This window comes from Pseudomonas sp. NPDC089406 (genome assembly GCF_044900265.1).
GTDB lineage: Bacteria > Pseudomonadota > Gammaproteobacteria > Pseudomonadales > Pseudomonadaceae > Aquipseudomonas > Aquipseudomonas fakonensis.
The window spans coordinates 92,524-109,774 of sequence record NZ_JBJDNC010000014.1 but is presented as its reverse complement, the minus strand read 5'-3'; the positions used below and the strand labels follow the sequence as shown (position 1 = coordinate 109,774).

Below are 17,251 nucleotides of genomic sequence, written 5' to 3'. Positions count from 1 at the left end.
TGTTGAACGGCTATTACGAAGCGTCTTGATGGGTATTTGTAAGATGGGTATTACAGGTGTTTATTCCTCGTTCGTAGGACCGCTCTCTATTTGTTTTGGCAACTCCCATTCCGCTTGCAACTGGCTTAGGCTGAGTTTTCCGGAACAGTTTCGGCGTGCCTGATCAGTTCAGCCAATAACTTCATAAGTGGATGCCGCTCACTCTGTGGGCAGTATTCGAGTGCCTGGCTTTTAACGAAGGCTGCAGATGCCAACGTTTGAAAGGCTAATGAGTGATACTCAGGGAGATGCACATGGCGAGGAAAAAGAGACAAGTCGTACTGCCGCCGACCTTTGTCGGCGGGCAGCCTACGCGCCCTGGCGGCCCCGCGCCGGGAGGGACGGTCATCAATCATGTAGGCCCGATTCTGGAAAACTTCAGGTTGTCCGCCTATCACGCAATGAATACCGCCGATGGTGCAGCACGGGCAACCTATCTTGAAAAACTTTCAATGCTTGCCAGCCTGCTTGAAGAGGAGGTTGCCACACTACGTGTAGCACTGGCGGGTACTCCGCGCTCGCACATCGAAATGCTCATGGATGATATCGCGGCGCGTAGCGATTTGCTCCAACGCAAAATCGCCGATCTGTCGGTACAGCAAGCGTTGGCCAACAGCTATTACGGCTCTACCCCGTTTGACAAGAGCGCTGAATATTACGCCGGTGCCACCTTTCATAACATTTCCACCGGACGCTTCAACGTCTCGGCGATACAAGAGGCCTTGAACGCTTCATACCGGGGGGCTTATACGGCACTGCTGCGCGAAGCTGAAATACAGGTGTTGCAGGCGCAGATAGCCGCGCTGCAGCAGGCGCTGGAGGATGCACAAGCGCTGAACGAGCGGGGCCCGCAACCTCCTGGTGCCGGTGATCGCTACGACATGGAGCTGCAGGCTGGCGCCGCACCGCCGGCGCTGCTGATTACGGCCTTAGGCGCGATTGGTGTAGTGGGGGCGAACACTCCCTTGGCACAGGCCGTCAATGCTGGCATCGAGGCCGTACGCAACGCCCGGGCGGGCGTGCTGGCAACGCCTTTTGCAGTCGGTGTGGCCGCCTTGTTGTACCCCTCCGAGTTAGGTCACGGGGAGTTGCCGGACAATTACCTGCTCAGCATGGCGTTGGCCGACCTGGGCCTTGAACTGGACAACGCGAAACAGGCTGCTGCCATCGCTCAGGGGGCGGTCGACCTGCCATTGCGGATGGGCAGCCATGGTGAAAACCCAGGTCGGGACGAGTTGTTCGTCGCCGGCACTGACGGCCCACAGCTTTCGTCCCGTGTCGGCGTGCTGGCCGCGCATTTCGATGCCGCCACCGGCCAGTACAGCGTCAGCACAGAAGACAGCCCGCCCAGAACCCTGATATGGACGCCGGCGGTTACACCGCCGAGTAGCTCGACAACTTCACCGGTCAGCCCGCAACCGCCGATAGTTTTGGTGGGGCCAACACTGGACCCGCTGGAAGGGCGACTGGACGAGTTCCCGGAGCTTGCGGACACTGGCTTTGATGACTACGTCATCATCTTCCCCGCCGACTCGGGGTTACCGCCGCTTTATGTGATGTTCAAGAGCCGGCGGTATATGCCGGGGGAGGTTGATGGGCTAGGCGGGAGTGCTTCAGGGAATTTACTGGTTGAAGGTAATGAGCAAGGCGCTGCTATCCCTGCTCAAATTGCCAGAGAAATGCAGGGCAAGGGTTTCAGCTCATTTGGAAGATTTCGCAGTGCTTTCTGGATGCTGATTGCTACCACTCCAGATTTCTCGGGGCAATTTGATGATCGCGCATTGGCATTGATGAGAAATGGCTATGCTCCTATAGCGCCCGAAAGCGAGCAGATTGGCGCTAGAGTAAAATATGAAATCCACCATAAACAGAGAATTACCGACGGCGGGGCAGTTTATGATGTTGATAATATGGTGATTCTGTCACCTAAATTCCATGTTCAAATGCATCGGGGTGATTGAATGAGTAGGTCTATTTCTGATTATACCGAGGCAGAGTTCGTCAGTTTCATGAATGCGATTGTTACGGTGGACTCTACAGTTTTTCCTACCGAGCGTGCGCATATAAAAGGCATCCTTGAGTTTAAACATCTGACTCAACATCCTTTGGGGTCTGATCTTCTTTATTATCCTGCCAAGCATGGTCTGGATGGATCCTTAGAGGAGGTATTAAAAATTGTCAAACAATGGCGGTCAGAGCAAGGAATGCCAGGGTTCAAAGACGCCTGAGAACAGTACTACCTAGCAAGCACGGTGCCGCTTCTAAAAGCGGCACCGTCCACACTAAATGGTCATTTCACTAACTCGACGTTTCGAGGCGCTTCTCTTTACGAGGCGCAATGTCATGATGCCCCTCATCATGCTCGACAATCGGCACTTCATTGCCGGCACTGTCGAACAGCTTGCCGTCGCGGAACACGTCCCCTTCGTTAAGCCCGGCGATATCCCGGTAACGCAGGGTACGTTCGCTGGCAACCGCGAACACCGATTGCTGCTCGGAGTTGCCGGCACGCAAATGGTTGAACAGCAGGTTGAGCAGAATCGCCATGATCGCCGCCGAGCTGATGCCGGAGTGGAACACCGTCTGCACCCAGGCCGGGAAGTGGTGGTAGAAGGCCGGGGCGGCGATGGGGATCATGCCGAAGCCGATCGAGGTGGCGACGATGATCAGGTTCATGTTGTTGCGGTAATCCACCTGCGACAGGGTACGGATGCCGCTGGCAGTGACCGTGCCGAACAGCACCAGGCCGGCACCACCGAGCACCGCGCTGGGCACGGCGGCGATCAGCCGGCCCATCACCGGCAGCAAGCCCAGGGTCACCAGAATCAGGCCGGCGCTGGCCACCACGTAGCGGCTCTTCACCCCGGTCACTGCCACCAGGCCGACGTTCTGGGCGAAGGCACTTTGGGTGAACGAGCCGAACAGCGGGGCCAGGGCGCTGGACACCATGTCGGCGCGCAGGCCGTTGCCCAGGCGCTTGGAGTCGACCTCGGTGCCGATGATTTCACCCACCGCCAGGATGTCCGCCGAGGTTTCCACCATGGTCACCACGATCACGATCAGCATCGACAGGATGGCCGCCAGCTGGAATTCCGGCGGCCCGAACGGCAACACGCTGGGGAACGCCACCAGCGGGCCGTCCATCGTTGTCGAAAAATCCGCCATGCCGAACGCCGTCGCCACCAGGGTGCCGATCACGATCGCCAGCAAAATCGACAAGCGCGACAGGCTGGCGCTGCCCAGCTTGCTCAACAGCAGCACGCAGGCCAGGGTGAAGGCCGCCAGCAGAATGTTGGCGGTGCTGCCAAAGTCTGCAGCCTGGCTGTTGCCGCCCATGGCCCAGCGGGCGCACACCGGCATCAGGGTCAGGCCGATGGTGGTGATGACGATGCCGGTCACCAGCGGCGGAAAGAACGTGATGATGCGCGAGAACAAAGGCGTGATCAGCAAGCCGACCAGCGACGAGACGATCACCGCGCCGAACACCACCGAAAGGCCGAGCCTGCCGTCATCGCCGATGATCGCCACCATGGTCGCCACACTGGCGAAGGACACCCCCTGCACCAGCGGCAGGCGGCAGCCGAACCAGGGCAGGCCGAGGGTCTGCAGCAAGGTGGCCAGGCCACCGGCAAACAGCGAGGCGGCGATCAGCAGGCCGACGTCGGCAGCTGGCAGGCCGACCGCCTGGCCGATGATCAGGGGCACGGCGATCATGCCGCCGTACATGGTCAGTACATGTTGCAGGCCGTAGGCCAGGTTGGCGCCAGCGCCGAGGTTCTCGTCCTCCGGACGCGATACTGCGGGAGAAGTCATGGTGAGTAGCTCGCTTTTGTTGTTTTGATGCGTCTAACAGCACGGTCTCAGTCGCACTCGGTGAAACGGGCCGCCGCCAGGCAGCGGCCCGGGTGAATCAGTTACCGCTGACCAGCTGGAAGGCCAGCTGGTTGTGGCGCTCGAGCACGCGCGGCAGGTCGACGGTGGTGATGCGCCCGTCCTGCACCACCACCCGGCCGTTGATCACGCTGGTGTGCACCTGGGTCGGGGTGCAGAACACCAGCGCCGCCAGCGGGTCGTGCAGGCCGCCGGCATAGGCCACATGGCCGAGGTCGAAGGCGACGAAGTCGGCCACCATGCCCGGCGCCAGGGCGCCGATGTCGTTGCGGTTGAGCACCTTGGCGCCGCCCAGGGTGGCGATCTCCAAAGCCTCGCGAGCGGTCATGGCATCGGGGCCGAAGCCGACCCGCTGCAGCAGCAGGGCCTGGCGCACTTCGCCGATCATGCTGGCGCCGTCGTTGGAGGCCGAGCCGTCCACGCCCAGGCCTACCGGCACGCCGTGGTCGCGCATCTTGCGCACCGGGGCGATGCCCGAGGCCAGGCGCATGTTCGAGCACGGGCAGTGGGCGACGCCGGTGCCGGTGCGGGCGAACAGCTCGATGCCGTGCTGGTCGAGCTGCACGCAGTGGGCGTGCCAGACGTCGTGGCCGACCCAGCCCAGGTCTTCGGCGTACTCGGCCGGGGTCATGCCGAACTTCTCGCGGCTGTAGGCGATGTCGTTGACGTTTTCGGCCAGGTGGGTGTGCAGCGACACGCCGTACTGGCGGGCCAGCACCGCAGCTTCGCGCATCAGGTCGCGGCTGACCGAGAACGGCGAGCAGGGCGCCACCACCACGCGCAGCATCGAGCCGTGGCTGGCGTCGTGGTAGTCCTCGATCAGGCGTTGCGATTCTTTGAGAATGTCGCTTTCTTTCTCGACCACCGAATCCGGCGGCAGGCCGCCCTGGCTCTGGCCAACGCTCATGCTGCCGCGCGCGGCGTGGAAGCGCATGCCGATTTCCCCGGCGGCGTGGATGCTGTCGTCGAGCTTGCAGCCGTTGGGGTAGATGTACAGGTGGTCGCTGGAGGTGGTGCAGCCGGACAGGATCAGCTCGGCCATGGCGGTCTGGGTCGATACCGCGATCATTTCCGGGGTCAGCCGCGCCCAGATCGGGTACAGGTTGGTCAGCCAGTTGAACAGCTCGCCGTCCTGGGCTGCCGGCACCACGCGGGTGAGGCTCTGGTACATGTGGTGGTGGGTGTTGACCAGGCCCGGGATGACCACCTTGCCGGCCATGTCCAGCACTACGTCGGCGTGTTGCGGCAGGCTGTCGCTGGGGCCGACCTGCTTGATGATGTTGTCTTCGATGTACAGGCCGCCCTGGCGGATTTCACGGCGTTCGCCGTCCATCGTCACCAGCAGTTCGGCGTTCTTGACCAGGAGAGTCTTGGGCATGGGTGTTCCTCGCCCCCAGGGGGCTGATTGTGAGCTCGATGTCGTGCAGGCGCCGGGCGCGTGCGTGGGCAGCGGGTGCGATCAGTGGGTCGGCGGGCGGGGCCGGCCGAAGGGGGGCGTACAGCGGGATGGGCGATCGCGGGAGGGTACTGGCAGAGGGGCTCGCGCCGGGGCGAGCAGATGTGGGCATTGCATGGCTTGAGCCTGTCGCAATACGCAGCGGCGATTGCCGATGTCGTAGGCGAGGGGTTATGTAAGCAGGATTTTCTTATTTTGTATACAACAGGCCGTCACATCCGGGCGGCTTGACGCAGGACCTGTAGGAGCGGCCTTGTGTCGCGATGGGCTGCGCAGCAGCCCCAGAAATTGTGTCAGTTATCGATATTTTGGGGCTGCTGCGCAGCCCATCGCGACACAAGGCCGCTCCTACAGGGGCCAACGCAGAATGCTCAAAATCGGCATTCAGCCCTTGGCGCCAATCCCGTACTTGCGCAGGCGCTGGGCGATGGCGGTGTGCGAGGTCTGCAACCTGCCGGCCAGCTGGCGGGTCGAGGGATAACTGGCATACAGCCGCTGCAGCAGCTCGCGTTCGAAATCCCCCACTGCCTGCTCCAGGCTGGCCACCTCGCCATCCTGCCCGCGCGCCACCGAGGTGCCGGCAATGTCCAGGTCGCCGATATCCACCAGGTTGCCCTCGCAAATGGCCGCGGCGCGGAAGATCACGTTCTGCAGCTGGCGCACATTGCCTGGCCAGGGGTTGGCCAGCAGCGCCGAGTGGGTGGCCGGGGTCAGCCGGCAGGCCGGGCGCTGGATCTGCGTGCAGGCCTGCTGCATGAAGTAGTGCGCCAGCATCAGTATGTCCTGGCCACGGTCGCGCAGCGGCGGCACTTGCAGGTTGAGCACGTTCAGGCGGTAGAACAGGTCTTCACGGAACGTGCCCTCGGCGACCATGCGCTCAAGGTCGCGGTGGGTGGCGCTGATGATGCGCACATCCACCTTCACCTCGCGATCGCCGCCCACCCGGCGGAAGCTGCCGTCGCTGAGAAAACGCAGCAGCTTGGCTTGCAGGTAGGGCGACATCTCGCCGATTTCGTCGAGAAACACCGTGCCCTGGTTGGCCAGCTCCATCAGCCCCGGCTTGCCGCCGCGTTGCGCGCCGGTGAAGGCGCCGGGGGCGTAGCCGAACAGCTCGCTCTCGGCCAGACTCTCGGGCAGCGCGGCGCAGTTAAGGGCCAGAAACGGCGCCCCCTGGCGGCTGCTGATGGCATGGCAGGCGCGGGCCACCAGCTCTTTGCCGGTGCCGGTTTCGCCGTGCACCAGCAGCGGTGCGTCCAGTGCGGCCACACGCAGGGCGCGGGCCTTGAGGGTGCGGATGGCCGGGGAGTCGCCGAGCAGGGCGTCGAAGCCCTCGGCGTGGTCGTGGTGCAGCGCCGACAGGCGTTCGCCCATGCGGTTGGGCGGGTACAGGGTGAGCAGGCCGCCAGCGTGGGTGATGGGGGTGGCGTCCAGCAGCAGGCTCTGGCCGTTGAGCTGCATTTCGCGCATGGGCAGGTGGAAGTTGTTGTCCTGCAGCGCCTGCAACAGCCCGGGGTCGCCGAACAGCTCGCCCACCGAGCGCCCGGCCGACTCGCGCCCGCACAGGGCGATCAGTGCGGGGTTGGCCAGCAGCACCTTGCCGGCGCTGTCCACTGCCAGCACCGGGTCGCTCATGGCCGCCAGCAGGGCGTCGAGTTGCAGGTGGCGGCGCTGGCCGGGGAGGATGTCGACCACCTCCACCGACTGCACGCCGTGCACCTCGAACAGCGCGTCGTGGAGCTCTTCGAGCACGGCGGGGCTGAGCGTGGGCGCGTCGATGTAGACGTTCGGCGGGACCATCTCCACGGCATCGAGGTTGAGGTTGCGGGCACCGAGCAGGGCCAGGACTTCCTGGGTGATGCCGACGCGGTCGATGAAGCTGACGTGGATGCGCATGGGGACGAGGCGGGGTTGTGGCCGGGGAGGACGGTAGTATGCCTCAACATCGCCGGGGCCGCTTTGCGGCCCAATCGCGACACAAGGCCGCTCCTACAGGGCGCGCGTAACTTCTGTAGGAGCGGCCTTGTGTCGCGACTGGGCTGCGCAGCAGCCCCAGGATCTTGGCCTCACTCCAGATGTTCCGGCTTGATCGGATCCCCGGACTTCACATCCAGCTTCTGGCGAATGTCTTCGAACATGTAGTCGTAGAGCTTGTGCGGCGAGCCGAGGTTTTCGAACTTCTTCGGCGCCGGCAGGTAAGACTGGGCCTTGCGGCTCAATAGCATCAGAAAGCTCGGCAACACCTGGTCCTTGGCCAGGAAGAACTTTTCATCGACGTTCTTGCCCTCGATGCTGCCGTGCATGCGGAACTGGATACCGCGGCCTTCCCTGGGGTCCGACGTGGCTTCGTACTCGATGTTCAGGTCGTAGCTGTGGTCGTTGTTGTTCAGCGCCGTGCGCTCGATGTGTACATGACCAGGTTGGTACTGGGCCATGGTGGTTCCTCCGGAAGGTTGAAAACGGCCGGTGCCTGGCACCGGCCAACTGCATTCAACGGTAGCTGATACCCGGCTTGGCGGTGGACACCCGGGTGCCGGCGGTGCCCTTGACGATCTCCTCGATGTTTTCCAGCGAGCTGATCACCGCCACCTTGCCGGTGTGCCGGGCGAAGTCGCAGGCGGCCTGCACCTTCGGCCCCATGGAGCCGGCGGCAAAGCCCAGGCGTTCGAGCTCGTCGGGGTGAGCCTGGGCAATGGCTTTTTGCGTGGGCTTGCCCCAGTCAATGTAGGCGGCATCGACATCGGTGGCGATTATCAGAAGGTCGGCTTCCAGTTGCTCGGCCAGCAGCGCCGAGCACAAATCCTTGTCGATCACCGCCTCGATGCCCTTGAGCTTGCGGTTTTCGTCGTACATGGTGGGGATGCCGCCGCCGCCTGCGCAGATCACGATGCTGCTTTTTTCCAGCAGCCACTTGATCGGGCGGATCTCGAAGATGCGCTTGGGTTTCGGGCTGGCCACCACGCGGCGGTACTTGTCGCCGTCAGGTTTGACCACCCAGCCTTTCTCCTTGGCCAGGCGCTCGGCCTCCTCTTTGCTGTACACCGGGCCGATGAACTTGGTCGGGTCTTTGAACGCAGGGTCGTTGGCGTCCACTTCGACCTGGGTCAGCAGGGTGGCGAACGGCACCTCGAAGTCCAGCAGGTTACCCAGCTCCTGCTCGATCATGTAGCCGATCATGCCTTCGGTCTCGGCGCCCAGCACGTCCAGCGGGTAGGCCTCGTCGGGCTTGTAGGCCATGCCCTGAAGCGACAGCAGGCCGACCTGCGGGCCGTTGCCGTGGGCGATGACCAGCTCGTTGCCGGAGTGGATCTTGGCGATCTGTTCGGTGGCGGTGCGGATATTGGCGCGCTGGTTGCCGGCAGTCATCGGCTCGCCGCGGCGCAGCAGGGCGTTGCCGCCCAAAGCAACAACGATACGCATGGGGAATGTCCTTTAAGCAAAAGAGATGAGCATTGACCTCGGGCCGGACGCCGCCCCCTGTGGGAGCGGGTTTACCCGCGAATGCGTCGGCAGCGCCAACGGTGATTTCTGCACCGACGCTTTCGCGGGTGAACCCGCTCCCACAGGGCTGCGGGTTGCCCGGCGTTTCGAGTCAGGCGTTACAGGTCAGCCAGCGTCGACACCAGAATCGCCTTGATCGTGTGCATGCGGTTTTCCGCCTGCTCGAAGGCGATGCAGGCCGGCGACTCGAACACGTCGTCGGTCACCTCGATGCCGTTGGCCAGGTCCGGGTACTGCTCGGCGATCTGCTTGCCGACCTTGGTCTCGGAATTGTGGAACGCCGGCAGGCAGTGCATGAACTTGGTCCGCGGGTTGCCGCTCGCCTTCATCAGTTCCTTGTTCACCTGGTAGGGCTTGAGCAGCTTGATGCGCTCGCCCCAGGCTTCGATCGGCTCGCCCATCGACACCCATACGTCGGTGTGGATGAAGTCCACGCCCTTGACCGCCGCCTTGGCGTCGTCGGTCAGGGTGATGCGTGCGCCGCTTTCTTCGGCATATTTCTGGCAGCGTTGCACCAGGTCGTCATGGGGCCACAGGTCCTTGGGCGCAGCGATGCGCACGTCCATGCCCAGCTTGGCGCCGATCAGCAGCAGCGAGTTGCCCATGTTGTTGCGCGCATCGCCCAGGTAGGCGTAGCTGATGTCGTGCAGCGGCTTGTCGCTGTGCTCGCGCATGGTCAGCACGTCGGCGATCATCTGGGTCGGGTGGTACTCGTCGGTCAGGCCGTTGAACACCGGCACCCCGGCGAACTTGGCGAGTTCTTCGACGATCTCCTGCTTGAAGCCACGGTACTCGATGGCATCGTACATGCGCCCGAGCACGCGGGCGGTGTCCTTCATGCTTTCCTTGTGGCCGATCTGCGAGGAGTTGGGGTCGATGTAGGTGACGTTGGCGCCCTGGTCATAGGCGGCCACTTCGAAGGCGCAGCGGGTGCGGGTGGAGGTTTTTTCGAAAATCAGGGCGATGTTGTTGCCCTTCAGGTGCTGCTGCTCGGTGCCGGTGTACTTGGCGCGCTTGAGGTCGCGGGACAGGTCCAGCAGGTACTTCAGCTCGCGCGTGCTGTGGTGTTCCAGGCTGAGCAGGTTGCGGTTGTGGATGTTGAACGCCATGACGGTTCTCCTTAGGTTCGGTAGGGTGCCCGGCCGCCACTTCGTGGGTGCGGCCGGGTGCAATGGGTCACACAGGCCACCTAGTAGTCGATTGGGTCGCGCACGATCGGGCAGGTCATGCAGTGGCCGCCGCCACGGCCCCGGCCCAGTTCGCCGGCGCTGATGGTGATGACCTCGATCCCGGCCTTGCGCAGCAGGGTGTTGGTGTAGGTGTTGCGGTCGTAGCCGATGACCACGCCGGGCTCCAGGGCCACCACGTTGTTGCCGTCATCCCACTGTTCGCGCTCGGCGGCGAAGCTGTTGCCGCCGGTCTCGACCACCCGCAGCTTGACCCCCAGTTGCTCGCCCACCACCTCGATGAACGACTTGTTGATGCGGCGCACGTCCATGCCGTAGGGCTTGCTTTCGTCCGGGCGGATGATGAACGGCACGATCTCGCGCACCACTTCCGGGAAGACCGTCACCAGGTCGCGGTCGCAGAAGCTGAACACGGTGTCCAGGTGCATGGCGGCGCGGGATTTGGGCAGGCCGGCAACGATCACTTCCTTCACCGCGCCCTTGGCGAACAGGTTCTGCGCCAGTTGGCCGATGGCCTGGCGCGAGCTGCGCTCGCCCATGCCGATCAGCACGATGCCGTTGCCGATCGGCATCACGTCACCGCCTTCGAGGGTGGCGTTGCCGTGCTCCTTGTCCGGGTCGCCGTACCACACCTCGAAGTCGGCGTTGGTGAACTGCGGGTGGAACTTGTAGATGGCAGTGGCCAGCAGGGTTTCCTGGCGGCGCGCCGGCCAGTACATCGGGTTGAGCGTGACGCCGCCGTAGATCCAGCAGGTGGTGTCGCGGGTGAACTGGGTGTTGGGCAGCGGCGGCAGGATGAAACTGGAGTGGCCCAGGTAGTCGTTGTACATCTTGACTACTTCGGCGCCTTCGCTCTGTGGCAGGTCCTGGCCGGCCACGCCGCCAATCAGGAACTCGGCCAGGTGGCGCGGTTCGAGGCCCTCGAGCCAGCTGCGCACCTCGTTGGTCAGGCCCACGCCGACGGTGTCGGGGGTGATCTTGCGGTCGAGGATCCAGGCCAGGGCTTCCTTGTTCTGCACGATGTCGGTCAGCAGGTTGTGCATTTCCAGCACATCCACGCCGCGCTCGCGCATCTTGGTGACGAAGTCGAAGTGGTCGCGCTTGGCCTGGTCAACCCAGATCACATCGTCGAACAGCAGTTCGTCGCAGTTGCTCGGGGTCAGGCGCTTGTGCGCGAGGCCTGGGGCGCACACCATCACTTTGCGCAGTTTGCCGGCTTCGGAGTGGACGCCGTATTTCTGTTTTTCAGTGGTCATGGTCTATTCCTCCAGTAAGGCGAAACGTGGGGTCAGAGGGTCAGGAAGCCGTCGTACAGGCCAAAGGCTGCCACCAGGGCGCCGACGACCACGGCTGCGAAGATCAGTTTTTCCACGTTGGTGAAGATCGGTTGGCCCACCTCGCGCTTGGCCTTGGCGAACAGGATCGCGCCAGGGGCATACAGCAGGGCCGAGAGCAGCAGGTATTTCACGCCACCGGCGTACAGCAGCCAGATTGCGTACAACAGGGCGATGCCGCCGATGATCAGGTCCTTCTTGCGCTCGGCCAGGGCCTGTTCATAGGTTTCGTTGCGCCAGGCCAGCAGGAAGGCGTAGGCCGCCGACCACAGGTAGGGCACCAGGATCATCGAGGTGGCGAGGTAGATCAGTGACAGGTAAGTGCTGTTGCTGAACAGGGTGATCACCAGGAACACCTGCACCATGGCGTTGGTCAGCCACAGCGCGTTGGCCGGGACATGGTTGGCGTTCTCGCGGCGCAGGAACTCCGGCATGGTGTGGTCCTTGGCCGCGGCGAACATGATCTCGGCGCACAGCAGCACCCACGACAGCAGCGCCCCCAGCAGCGAGATGATCAGGCCGACGCTGATCAGCACCGCGCCCCAGTGGCCGACCACATGCTCGAGCACCGCAGCCATCGACGGGTTCTGCAGCTTGGCCAGCTCCGGCTGGGTCATGATGCCCAGCGACAGCACGTTGACCAGCACCAGGAACAGCAGCACGGTGACAAAACCGATGACCGTGGCCTTGCCCACGTCGGAGCGTTTTTCTGCCCGTGACGAGAAGATGCTCGCGCCCTCGATGCCGATGAACACCCACACGGTGACCAGCATCATGTTGCGCACCTGGTTCATCACACTGCCTAGCTCCGGCGTGCCCAGCGCCCAGACATCGGCGGTGAAGATGTCGAGCTTGAAGGCGAACAGGCAGATCAGCGCGAACAGTGCCAGCGGCACCACCTTGGCCACGGTGGTCACCAGGTTGATGAACGCCGCTTCCTTGATGCCGCGCAACACCAGAAAGTGCACCGCCCACAGCAGCACCGAGGCGCCGATCACTGCCGCCGGGGTGTTGCCCTCGCCGAACACCGGGAAGAAGTAACCCAGGGTGCTGAACAGCAGTACGAAGTAGCCGACGTTGCCCAGCCAGGCGCTGATCCAGTAGCCCCAGGCCGAGGAGAAACCCATGTAGTCGCCGAAGCCGGCCTTGGCGTAGGCGTACACCCCGCCGTCGAGGTCAGGCTTGCGGTTGGCCAGGGTCTGGAACACGAACGCCAGGGTGAGCATGCCCACCGCCGTGATGGCCCAGCCGATCAGCACCGCCCCCACGCCTGCACTGGCGGCCATGTTCTGCGGCAGTGAAAAGATACCGCCGCCAATCATCGAACCCACGACAAGTGCAACAAGCGCACCCAGTTTGAGTTTTCCGGGAGAATCAGACATTTATCGACTCCGTGCCAGGAGAAAGTTGACATCAGGATAAAACTGACGCCTTTGCCATTCGCTGATTTGGATCAGTTCATGCCCACGTGAAGCTAAGGAAAAATCCTTCACGTGGCTCCTGGAGGATACCGACAGCTGTGCTGCAGGCCCTTTGCGCTGGCACCTCCATGCCTTTTTAGAGCAAACGCTCCGTGTCGCCTGCGAACTTTCAAGCTAGTCGCTTTTAGCTGTTTGGCAAATTTTTCACAAAAAACCTTGGTGCGTGCCACAGCGGCAACAGAAGTTGCGTAAAAACCCAATGTGTTAGTTGGTCTTCATAGACATTCCCGTTATGAGTGCTATAGCTTTGATTACCCTGCCTGATATAAACAAGCTGTTACAGTTATATGCTGCGCGCGGGTGTTTCGCCGGCAATACACACCTGCCAATGGAGGCGCGATGAGCGAACCCGGACAGAAGCTGCGCCTCGGTGCGCTGATCGCCCTGGTGGTCGGTTCGATGATCGGTGGTGGCATTTTCTCGCTGCCGCAGAACATGGCCGCACGCGCCGATGTGGGCGCGGTGCTGATCGGCTGGGGCATCACCGCGGTGGGCATGCTGGCGCTGGCTTTCGTGTTCCAGACCCTGGCCAACCGCAAGCCCGAGCTGGACTCGGGGGTGTACGCCTATGCCAAGGCCGGCTTTGGCGATTACATGGGCTTCTCGTCGGCCTGGGGCTACTGGATCAGCGCCTGGCTGGGCAACGTCGGCTACTTCGTGCTGCTGTTCAGCACCCTGGGCTTTTACTTCCCCGCCTTCGGTGAGGGCAACACGCCGCTGGCCATCGGCTGCGCCTCGCTGCTGCTGTGGGCCGTGCACTTTCTGGTGCTGCGCGGCATCAAGGAGGCGGCCTTCATCAACCAGGTGACCACGGTGGCCAAGGTGGTGCCGCTGCTGATGTTCATCGTCATCGCCGCTTTTGCCTTTCGCGCCGACATCTTCACCCGGGACATCTGGGGCCTGAGCAACCCCAAGTTCGGCAGCGTGCTGGAGCAGGTGCGCAACATGATGCTGGTGACCGTGTTCGTGTTCATCGGCATCGAGGGCGCCAGCGTGTACTCGGGCCGGGCGCTGCACCGCTCGGACGTGGGCAAGGCCACGGTGGTGGGGTTTCTCGGGGTGCTGGCGTTGCTGGTGCTGGTCAACGTGCTGTCGCTGGGGGTGATGACCCAGCCGGAGCTGGCCGGCCTGCAGAACCCGTCGCTGGCCTCGGTGCTGGAGCATATCGTCGGGCCCTGGGGGGCGTTGCTGATCAGTATCGGGCTGGCGGTGTCGCTGCTCGGGGCCTTGCTGTCATGGGCCTTGCTGTGCGCCGAGATTCTGTTCGCCACCGCACGCGATCGCACCATGCCGCGTTTTCTGGCCAAGGAAAATTCCAACCACGTGCCGGCCAATGCGCTGTGGCTGACCAACGTGATGATCCAGGGTTTCTTGCTGATCACGCTGTTCTCGGCGGGCACCTACACCAGCCTGATCTACCTGGCGTCGTCGATGATCCTGGTGCCGTACTTCTGGTCGGCGGCTTACGCGGTGCTGCTGGCGCTGCGCGGCGAGAGCTATGACGGCCAGCCAGGGCTGCGGCGCAAGGACCTGCTGGTGGCGGGGGTGGCGCTGTTGTATGCGATCTGGCTGCTGTATGCCGGCGGGCTCAAGTATGTGCTGCTGTCGGCGCTGTTGTATGCGCCGGGGGTGGTGCTGTTCGCCCGGGCCAAGCATGAGCAGGGGCAGCGGTTGTTTACCGGGTGGGAGAAGCTGATCTTCGCCGGGGTGCTGGCAGGTGCTGGCGTCGCGGCTTATGCGCTGTATAGCGGGGTGTTGAGCCTGTGAGGGCCCTATCGCCGGCAAGCCGGCTCCTACAGGTACCGCGTCCCTTGTAGGAGCCGGCTTGCCGGCAATAGGGCCGGTAGCTTCACCACCGGGCTGAAGCCGAGCCTAATTCGCAAGCACCCCGCTCCCACCCCATCACCGCCTCACCCACCTGCAACGGCCCCTTGAGCCGCCGTGTCGCGCCCCAGGGCGTGTGTTCGGTGAACGCGGCAATGTCCTGTGCCGATTCTGCGGCCAACGGCAAGTCTTCCTCCACCGTCCCCCGCTCGATCAGCAGTTTTGCCGTGCGCGCCAGGGAAAACCTCGAGCGGCAAGCCTGCCCGCTGCGCAACCGTTCGCCCAAACCGCGAATCGCTTCGGCCGCCATCAGGTAGCCGGTGGCATGGTCCAGCGCCTGCACCGGCAGCGGCACGGGCTTTTCGGCCTGTTGCCAGCGCTTGCCGGCGTGGGCGATGCCGCTGCTCATCTGCACCAGGCTGTCGAAGCCGCGCCGCTGCTGCCAGGGGCCGCTCCAGCCGTAGGCGTTCAGGCTGATATCGACCAGCCCGGGGTTGAGCTGGCGGCGCACTTCGTTGTCAAGCCCCAGGCGTTCTAATGCGTCGGCGCGGTAGCCGTGTACCAGCACATCGGCCTCGCTGAGCAACTGGCGGAAAGTCGCCTGGCCGTGGTCGCTGCGCAGGTCCAGGCGCGCGCAGCGCTTGCCCAGGGTTACCTCGGCAGCCACCGACGGCTCGTCCCAACCCGGTGGGTCGATGCGCAGCACCTCGGCGCCGAAGGCCGCCAGCAGGCGAGTGGCGATGGGCCCGGCAAGAATACGCGTGAGGTCGAGCACCTTGATACCGGCCAGCGGCCGGGCTTCGCTGCCCTGCCAGGCCACTGGCGGGGCGTTGAATGTGTCGCGTAGCACCAGCGGCTCGACATTCACCGCCCGGCCTTGCGGGTGGTCGCACCAGTCGAGCCAGCTGCGCATGCGTGCGGCGCAGCCGCCGGCGGCCACCACGGCGCTTTCCAGGGCGTCGGCATCCCATTGCGCCACTTGCCTTGCGACGCTGTCGCGGCTGGCCTCGCAAGCCAGCACCTGCAAGGCTGCGGCGCGGTGGTGCGCGGCGTTGGTGTGCAGGCGGATCCAGCCGTCGCGGGCTTGGTAATCACCGGCAATCGCATCCCACAGCGGCGGCGGCTCCCAGCCCTGCGGGCGCAGGCTGCCGGCGAACCAGAACGAAGCCAGGCGGCGGTCTGTGTGCACCAGCGGGCAGCGGTCCAGTTGCCCGGCCAGCAGCTCAGCCAGGGCCAGGCCGCAGGCGCCAACGCTGGCGGCGGCCAGTTCGCTGACAGCGAACGCCGAGGGCAGGGCGCCGATGCCATGCCAGCGTACGGGAGTGGGGGTGAGGTTCAGGGAATGGGCGATGGTGTCGAGCAACGGCTGCATGCAGGATCCTCCTTCGTGGATCCCATTTCAGACCATCTGCGGCACAGGTGCAAATTATTGCGCGACGGAACCCGGCGCGGTCGGCCGCTCGGGGCGCGACCAGATCCACAGGTTGCCCAGGGCCATGCCGCCGATGGCCAGGAACACCGGCCAGTGGTGTTCGAGGAAGGTCAGCATCAGCCCTGCGCACAGCAGCATGCTGAGCGTGGCGCTGACTTTTGCCCGGCGCTGGATCACCTTGCCGTTGCGCCAGTTGTACAGAATCGGCCCGAACAAGCGGTGGTTCTCCAGCCACGCCGATAGCCGCGGCGAGCTGCGGGTGGCGGCCCAGGCAGCCAGCAGGATGAACTCGGTGGTCGGCAGCCCCGGAATGACGATGGCCACCAGGCCAATGCCCAGGCTGACATAGGCCAGGATCGCGTAGAGCAGGCGGGCGAGTTTGGAGCGGGCGATTCGGGTCATGGTCTCACTGCAACGGTGCGGCCGCCCGCAGGCGGCCGGGTAAAGCGTGTCAGGCCAGTGCGGCATCGGCCGCGTAGGCCGCTTTGAGCAGTTCGGTGAAGCGCTCGAAGGCTGCGACCGCACCACGTTCGGCGGCGGCGTCTTCTTCGGCCGACAGCTGCAGGCTGTCGAGAATGCGGGTGAACTGCTTCCAGCCTTCGGCACGGCCACCGGCCGGCTCGCCGAGGTGGCGGGCGCCGAAGCTTTCGGACAGCTCCAGGGCCACGGCACGCTTGATCAAAAAGGCGGCGCCCAGTTTGGAGCCTTCGGAGACGAAGATCCAGCCCAGGGCTTCACCCAGGCTTGGGTTCTGCAGTGCGCCGGCCACGGGCGCAGGTACTTCGGTGTCGAGGTCGGCCAGGTCCAGGCGGGCCTGTTCGGCGCGGCAGCGCTGGGCCAGGTCGGGGACGATGGCGATCAGTTGCGGGTCGGTGTACAGCGCCTGCAGCTCGGACTGGAACAGGTACTGGGCGACCACGAAGCGGGCGAAGCTTTCGCGGCTGTCGAACGGCTTGTGCGACTTGACCAGGGCGTCCAGCTCGGTGTGCGGGGCGTGGGTCACCTGGTTGAGGCGCTGGGAGCGCAGGGCTGGGCGATCGGTCATTGGGCGGTCCTTGAGTAATGAGGGCGTCTAGTGACAAGACGAAGAAGGGGGCGTTGGGCAGTAA

14 protein-coding genes are annotated in these 17,251 nt (G+C 63.8%); 3 read left to right on the top strand and 11 right to left on the bottom strand.

The window, feature by feature from the left end:
• Positions 1–293: 293 nt before the first annotated feature.
• Both ACI2KK_RS12425 and ACI2KK_RS12420 read left to right on the top strand, forming a co-directional pair.
• Positions 294–2,000 carry an S-type pyocin domain-containing protein gene (locus ACI2KK_RS12425; RefSeq protein ID WP_404669125.1) on the top strand — a complete coding sequence of 569 codons (1,707 nt, stop codon included), beginning with the start codon at positions 294–296 and terminating at the stop codon, positions 1,998–2,000.
• Positions 2,001–2,267, top strand: coding sequence for a bacteriocin immunity protein (locus tag ACI2KK_RS12420; protein ID WP_404669124.1), 267 nt, complete (start codon positions 2,001–2,003; stop codon positions 2,265–2,267).
• Positions 2,268–2,337: 70 nt separating this feature from the next.
• Here the strand turns inward: ACI2KK_RS12420 and ACI2KK_RS12415 are convergent, their stop codons facing one another.
• The 8 genes from ACI2KK_RS12415 to arcD (ACI2KK_RS12380) all read right to left on the bottom strand — a co-directional run bounded on the left by ACI2KK_RS12415 (position 2,338) and on the right by arcD (ACI2KK_RS12380) (position 12,787).
• On the bottom strand, positions 2,338–3,852 hold the full coding sequence (locus tag ACI2KK_RS12415) for a nucleobase:cation symporter-2 family protein (protein ID WP_404669123.1): 1,515 nt from the start codon (positions 3,850–3,852) through the stop codon (positions 2,338–2,340).
• A gap of 97 nt (positions 3,853–3,949) precedes the next feature.
• Positions 3,950–5,308, bottom strand: a complete 1,359-nt coding sequence (locus tag ACI2KK_RS12410) for an 8-oxoguanine deaminase (protein WP_217886317.1) — start codon at positions 5,306–5,308, stop codon at positions 3,950–3,952.
• A 462-nt stretch (positions 5,309–5,770) separates the two neighbouring features.
• The gene (locus ACI2KK_RS12405) at positions 5,771–7,279 is read right to left on the bottom strand and encodes a sigma-54-dependent transcriptional regulator (RefSeq protein WP_404669122.1); all 1,509 of its coding nucleotides are present in this window, start codon (positions 7,277–7,279) and stop codon (positions 5,771–5,773) included.
• Between the two features lie 170 nt (positions 7,280–7,449).
• The gene (locus tag ACI2KK_RS12400; protein ID WP_404669121.1) at positions 7,450–7,818 is read right to left on the bottom strand and encodes a DUF5064 family protein; all 369 of its coding nucleotides are present in this window, start codon (positions 7,816–7,818) and stop codon (positions 7,450–7,452) included.
• A 55-nt stretch (positions 7,819–7,873) separates the two neighbouring features.
• A complete protein-coding gene (arcC, locus tag ACI2KK_RS12395) occupies positions 7,874–8,803 on the bottom strand; it encodes a carbamate kinase (protein ID WP_404669120.1) in 930 nt (309 codons plus the stop codon).
• 179 nt (positions 8,804–8,982) lie between these two features.
• Positions 8,983–9,993, bottom strand: coding sequence for an ornithine carbamoyltransferase (locus tag ACI2KK_RS12390; protein ID WP_217840115.1), 1,011 nt, complete (start codon positions 9,991–9,993; stop codon positions 8,983–8,985).
• 80 nt (positions 9,994–10,073) lie between these two features.
• Entirely contained in the window at positions 10,074–11,327 is a 1,254-nt protein-coding gene (gene arcA, locus ACI2KK_RS12385) for an arginine deiminase (RefSeq protein WP_404669119.1), read from the bottom strand.
• A gap of 32 nt (positions 11,328–11,359) precedes the next feature.
• A complete protein-coding gene (gene arcD / locus ACI2KK_RS12380) occupies positions 11,360–12,787 on the bottom strand; it encodes an arginine-ornithine antiporter (RefSeq protein ID WP_404669118.1) in 1,428 nt (475 codons plus the stop codon).
• Positions 12,788–13,225: 438 nt separating this feature from the next.
• On the opposite strand from arcD (ACI2KK_RS12380), the gene arcD (ACI2KK_RS12375) reads away from it, so the two are divergent.
• Positions 13,226–14,653, top strand: a complete 1,428-nt coding sequence (arcD, locus tag ACI2KK_RS12375; RefSeq protein ID WP_404669117.1) for an arginine-ornithine antiporter — start codon at positions 13,226–13,228, stop codon at positions 14,651–14,653.
• Positions 14,654–14,735: 82 nt separating this feature from the next.
• On the opposite strand, the gene ACI2KK_RS12370 is transcribed toward arcD (ACI2KK_RS12375), so the two are convergent.
• Genes ACI2KK_RS12370 through ACI2KK_RS12360 form a run of 3 tightly spaced genes read right to left on the bottom strand, consistent with a single transcriptional unit; the run spans position 14,736 to position 17,187 of the window.
• Positions 14,736–16,082 (bottom strand): CoA transferase, encoded by a 1,347-nt coding sequence (locus tag ACI2KK_RS12370; protein ID WP_404669116.1) that lies wholly within the window; start codon positions 16,080–16,082, stop codon positions 14,736–14,738.
• A gap of 54 nt (positions 16,083–16,136) precedes the next feature.
• A complete protein-coding gene (locus ACI2KK_RS12365) occupies positions 16,137–16,544 on the bottom strand; it encodes a YbaN family protein (RefSeq protein WP_217840110.1) in 408 nt (135 codons plus the stop codon).
• Between the two features lie 49 nt (positions 16,545–16,593).
• Positions 16,594–17,187 (bottom strand): biliverdin-producing heme oxygenase, encoded by a 594-nt coding sequence (locus ACI2KK_RS12360; protein ID WP_369987903.1) that lies wholly within the window; start codon positions 17,185–17,187, stop codon positions 16,594–16,596.
• Positions 17,188–17,251: the final 64 nt, after the last annotated feature.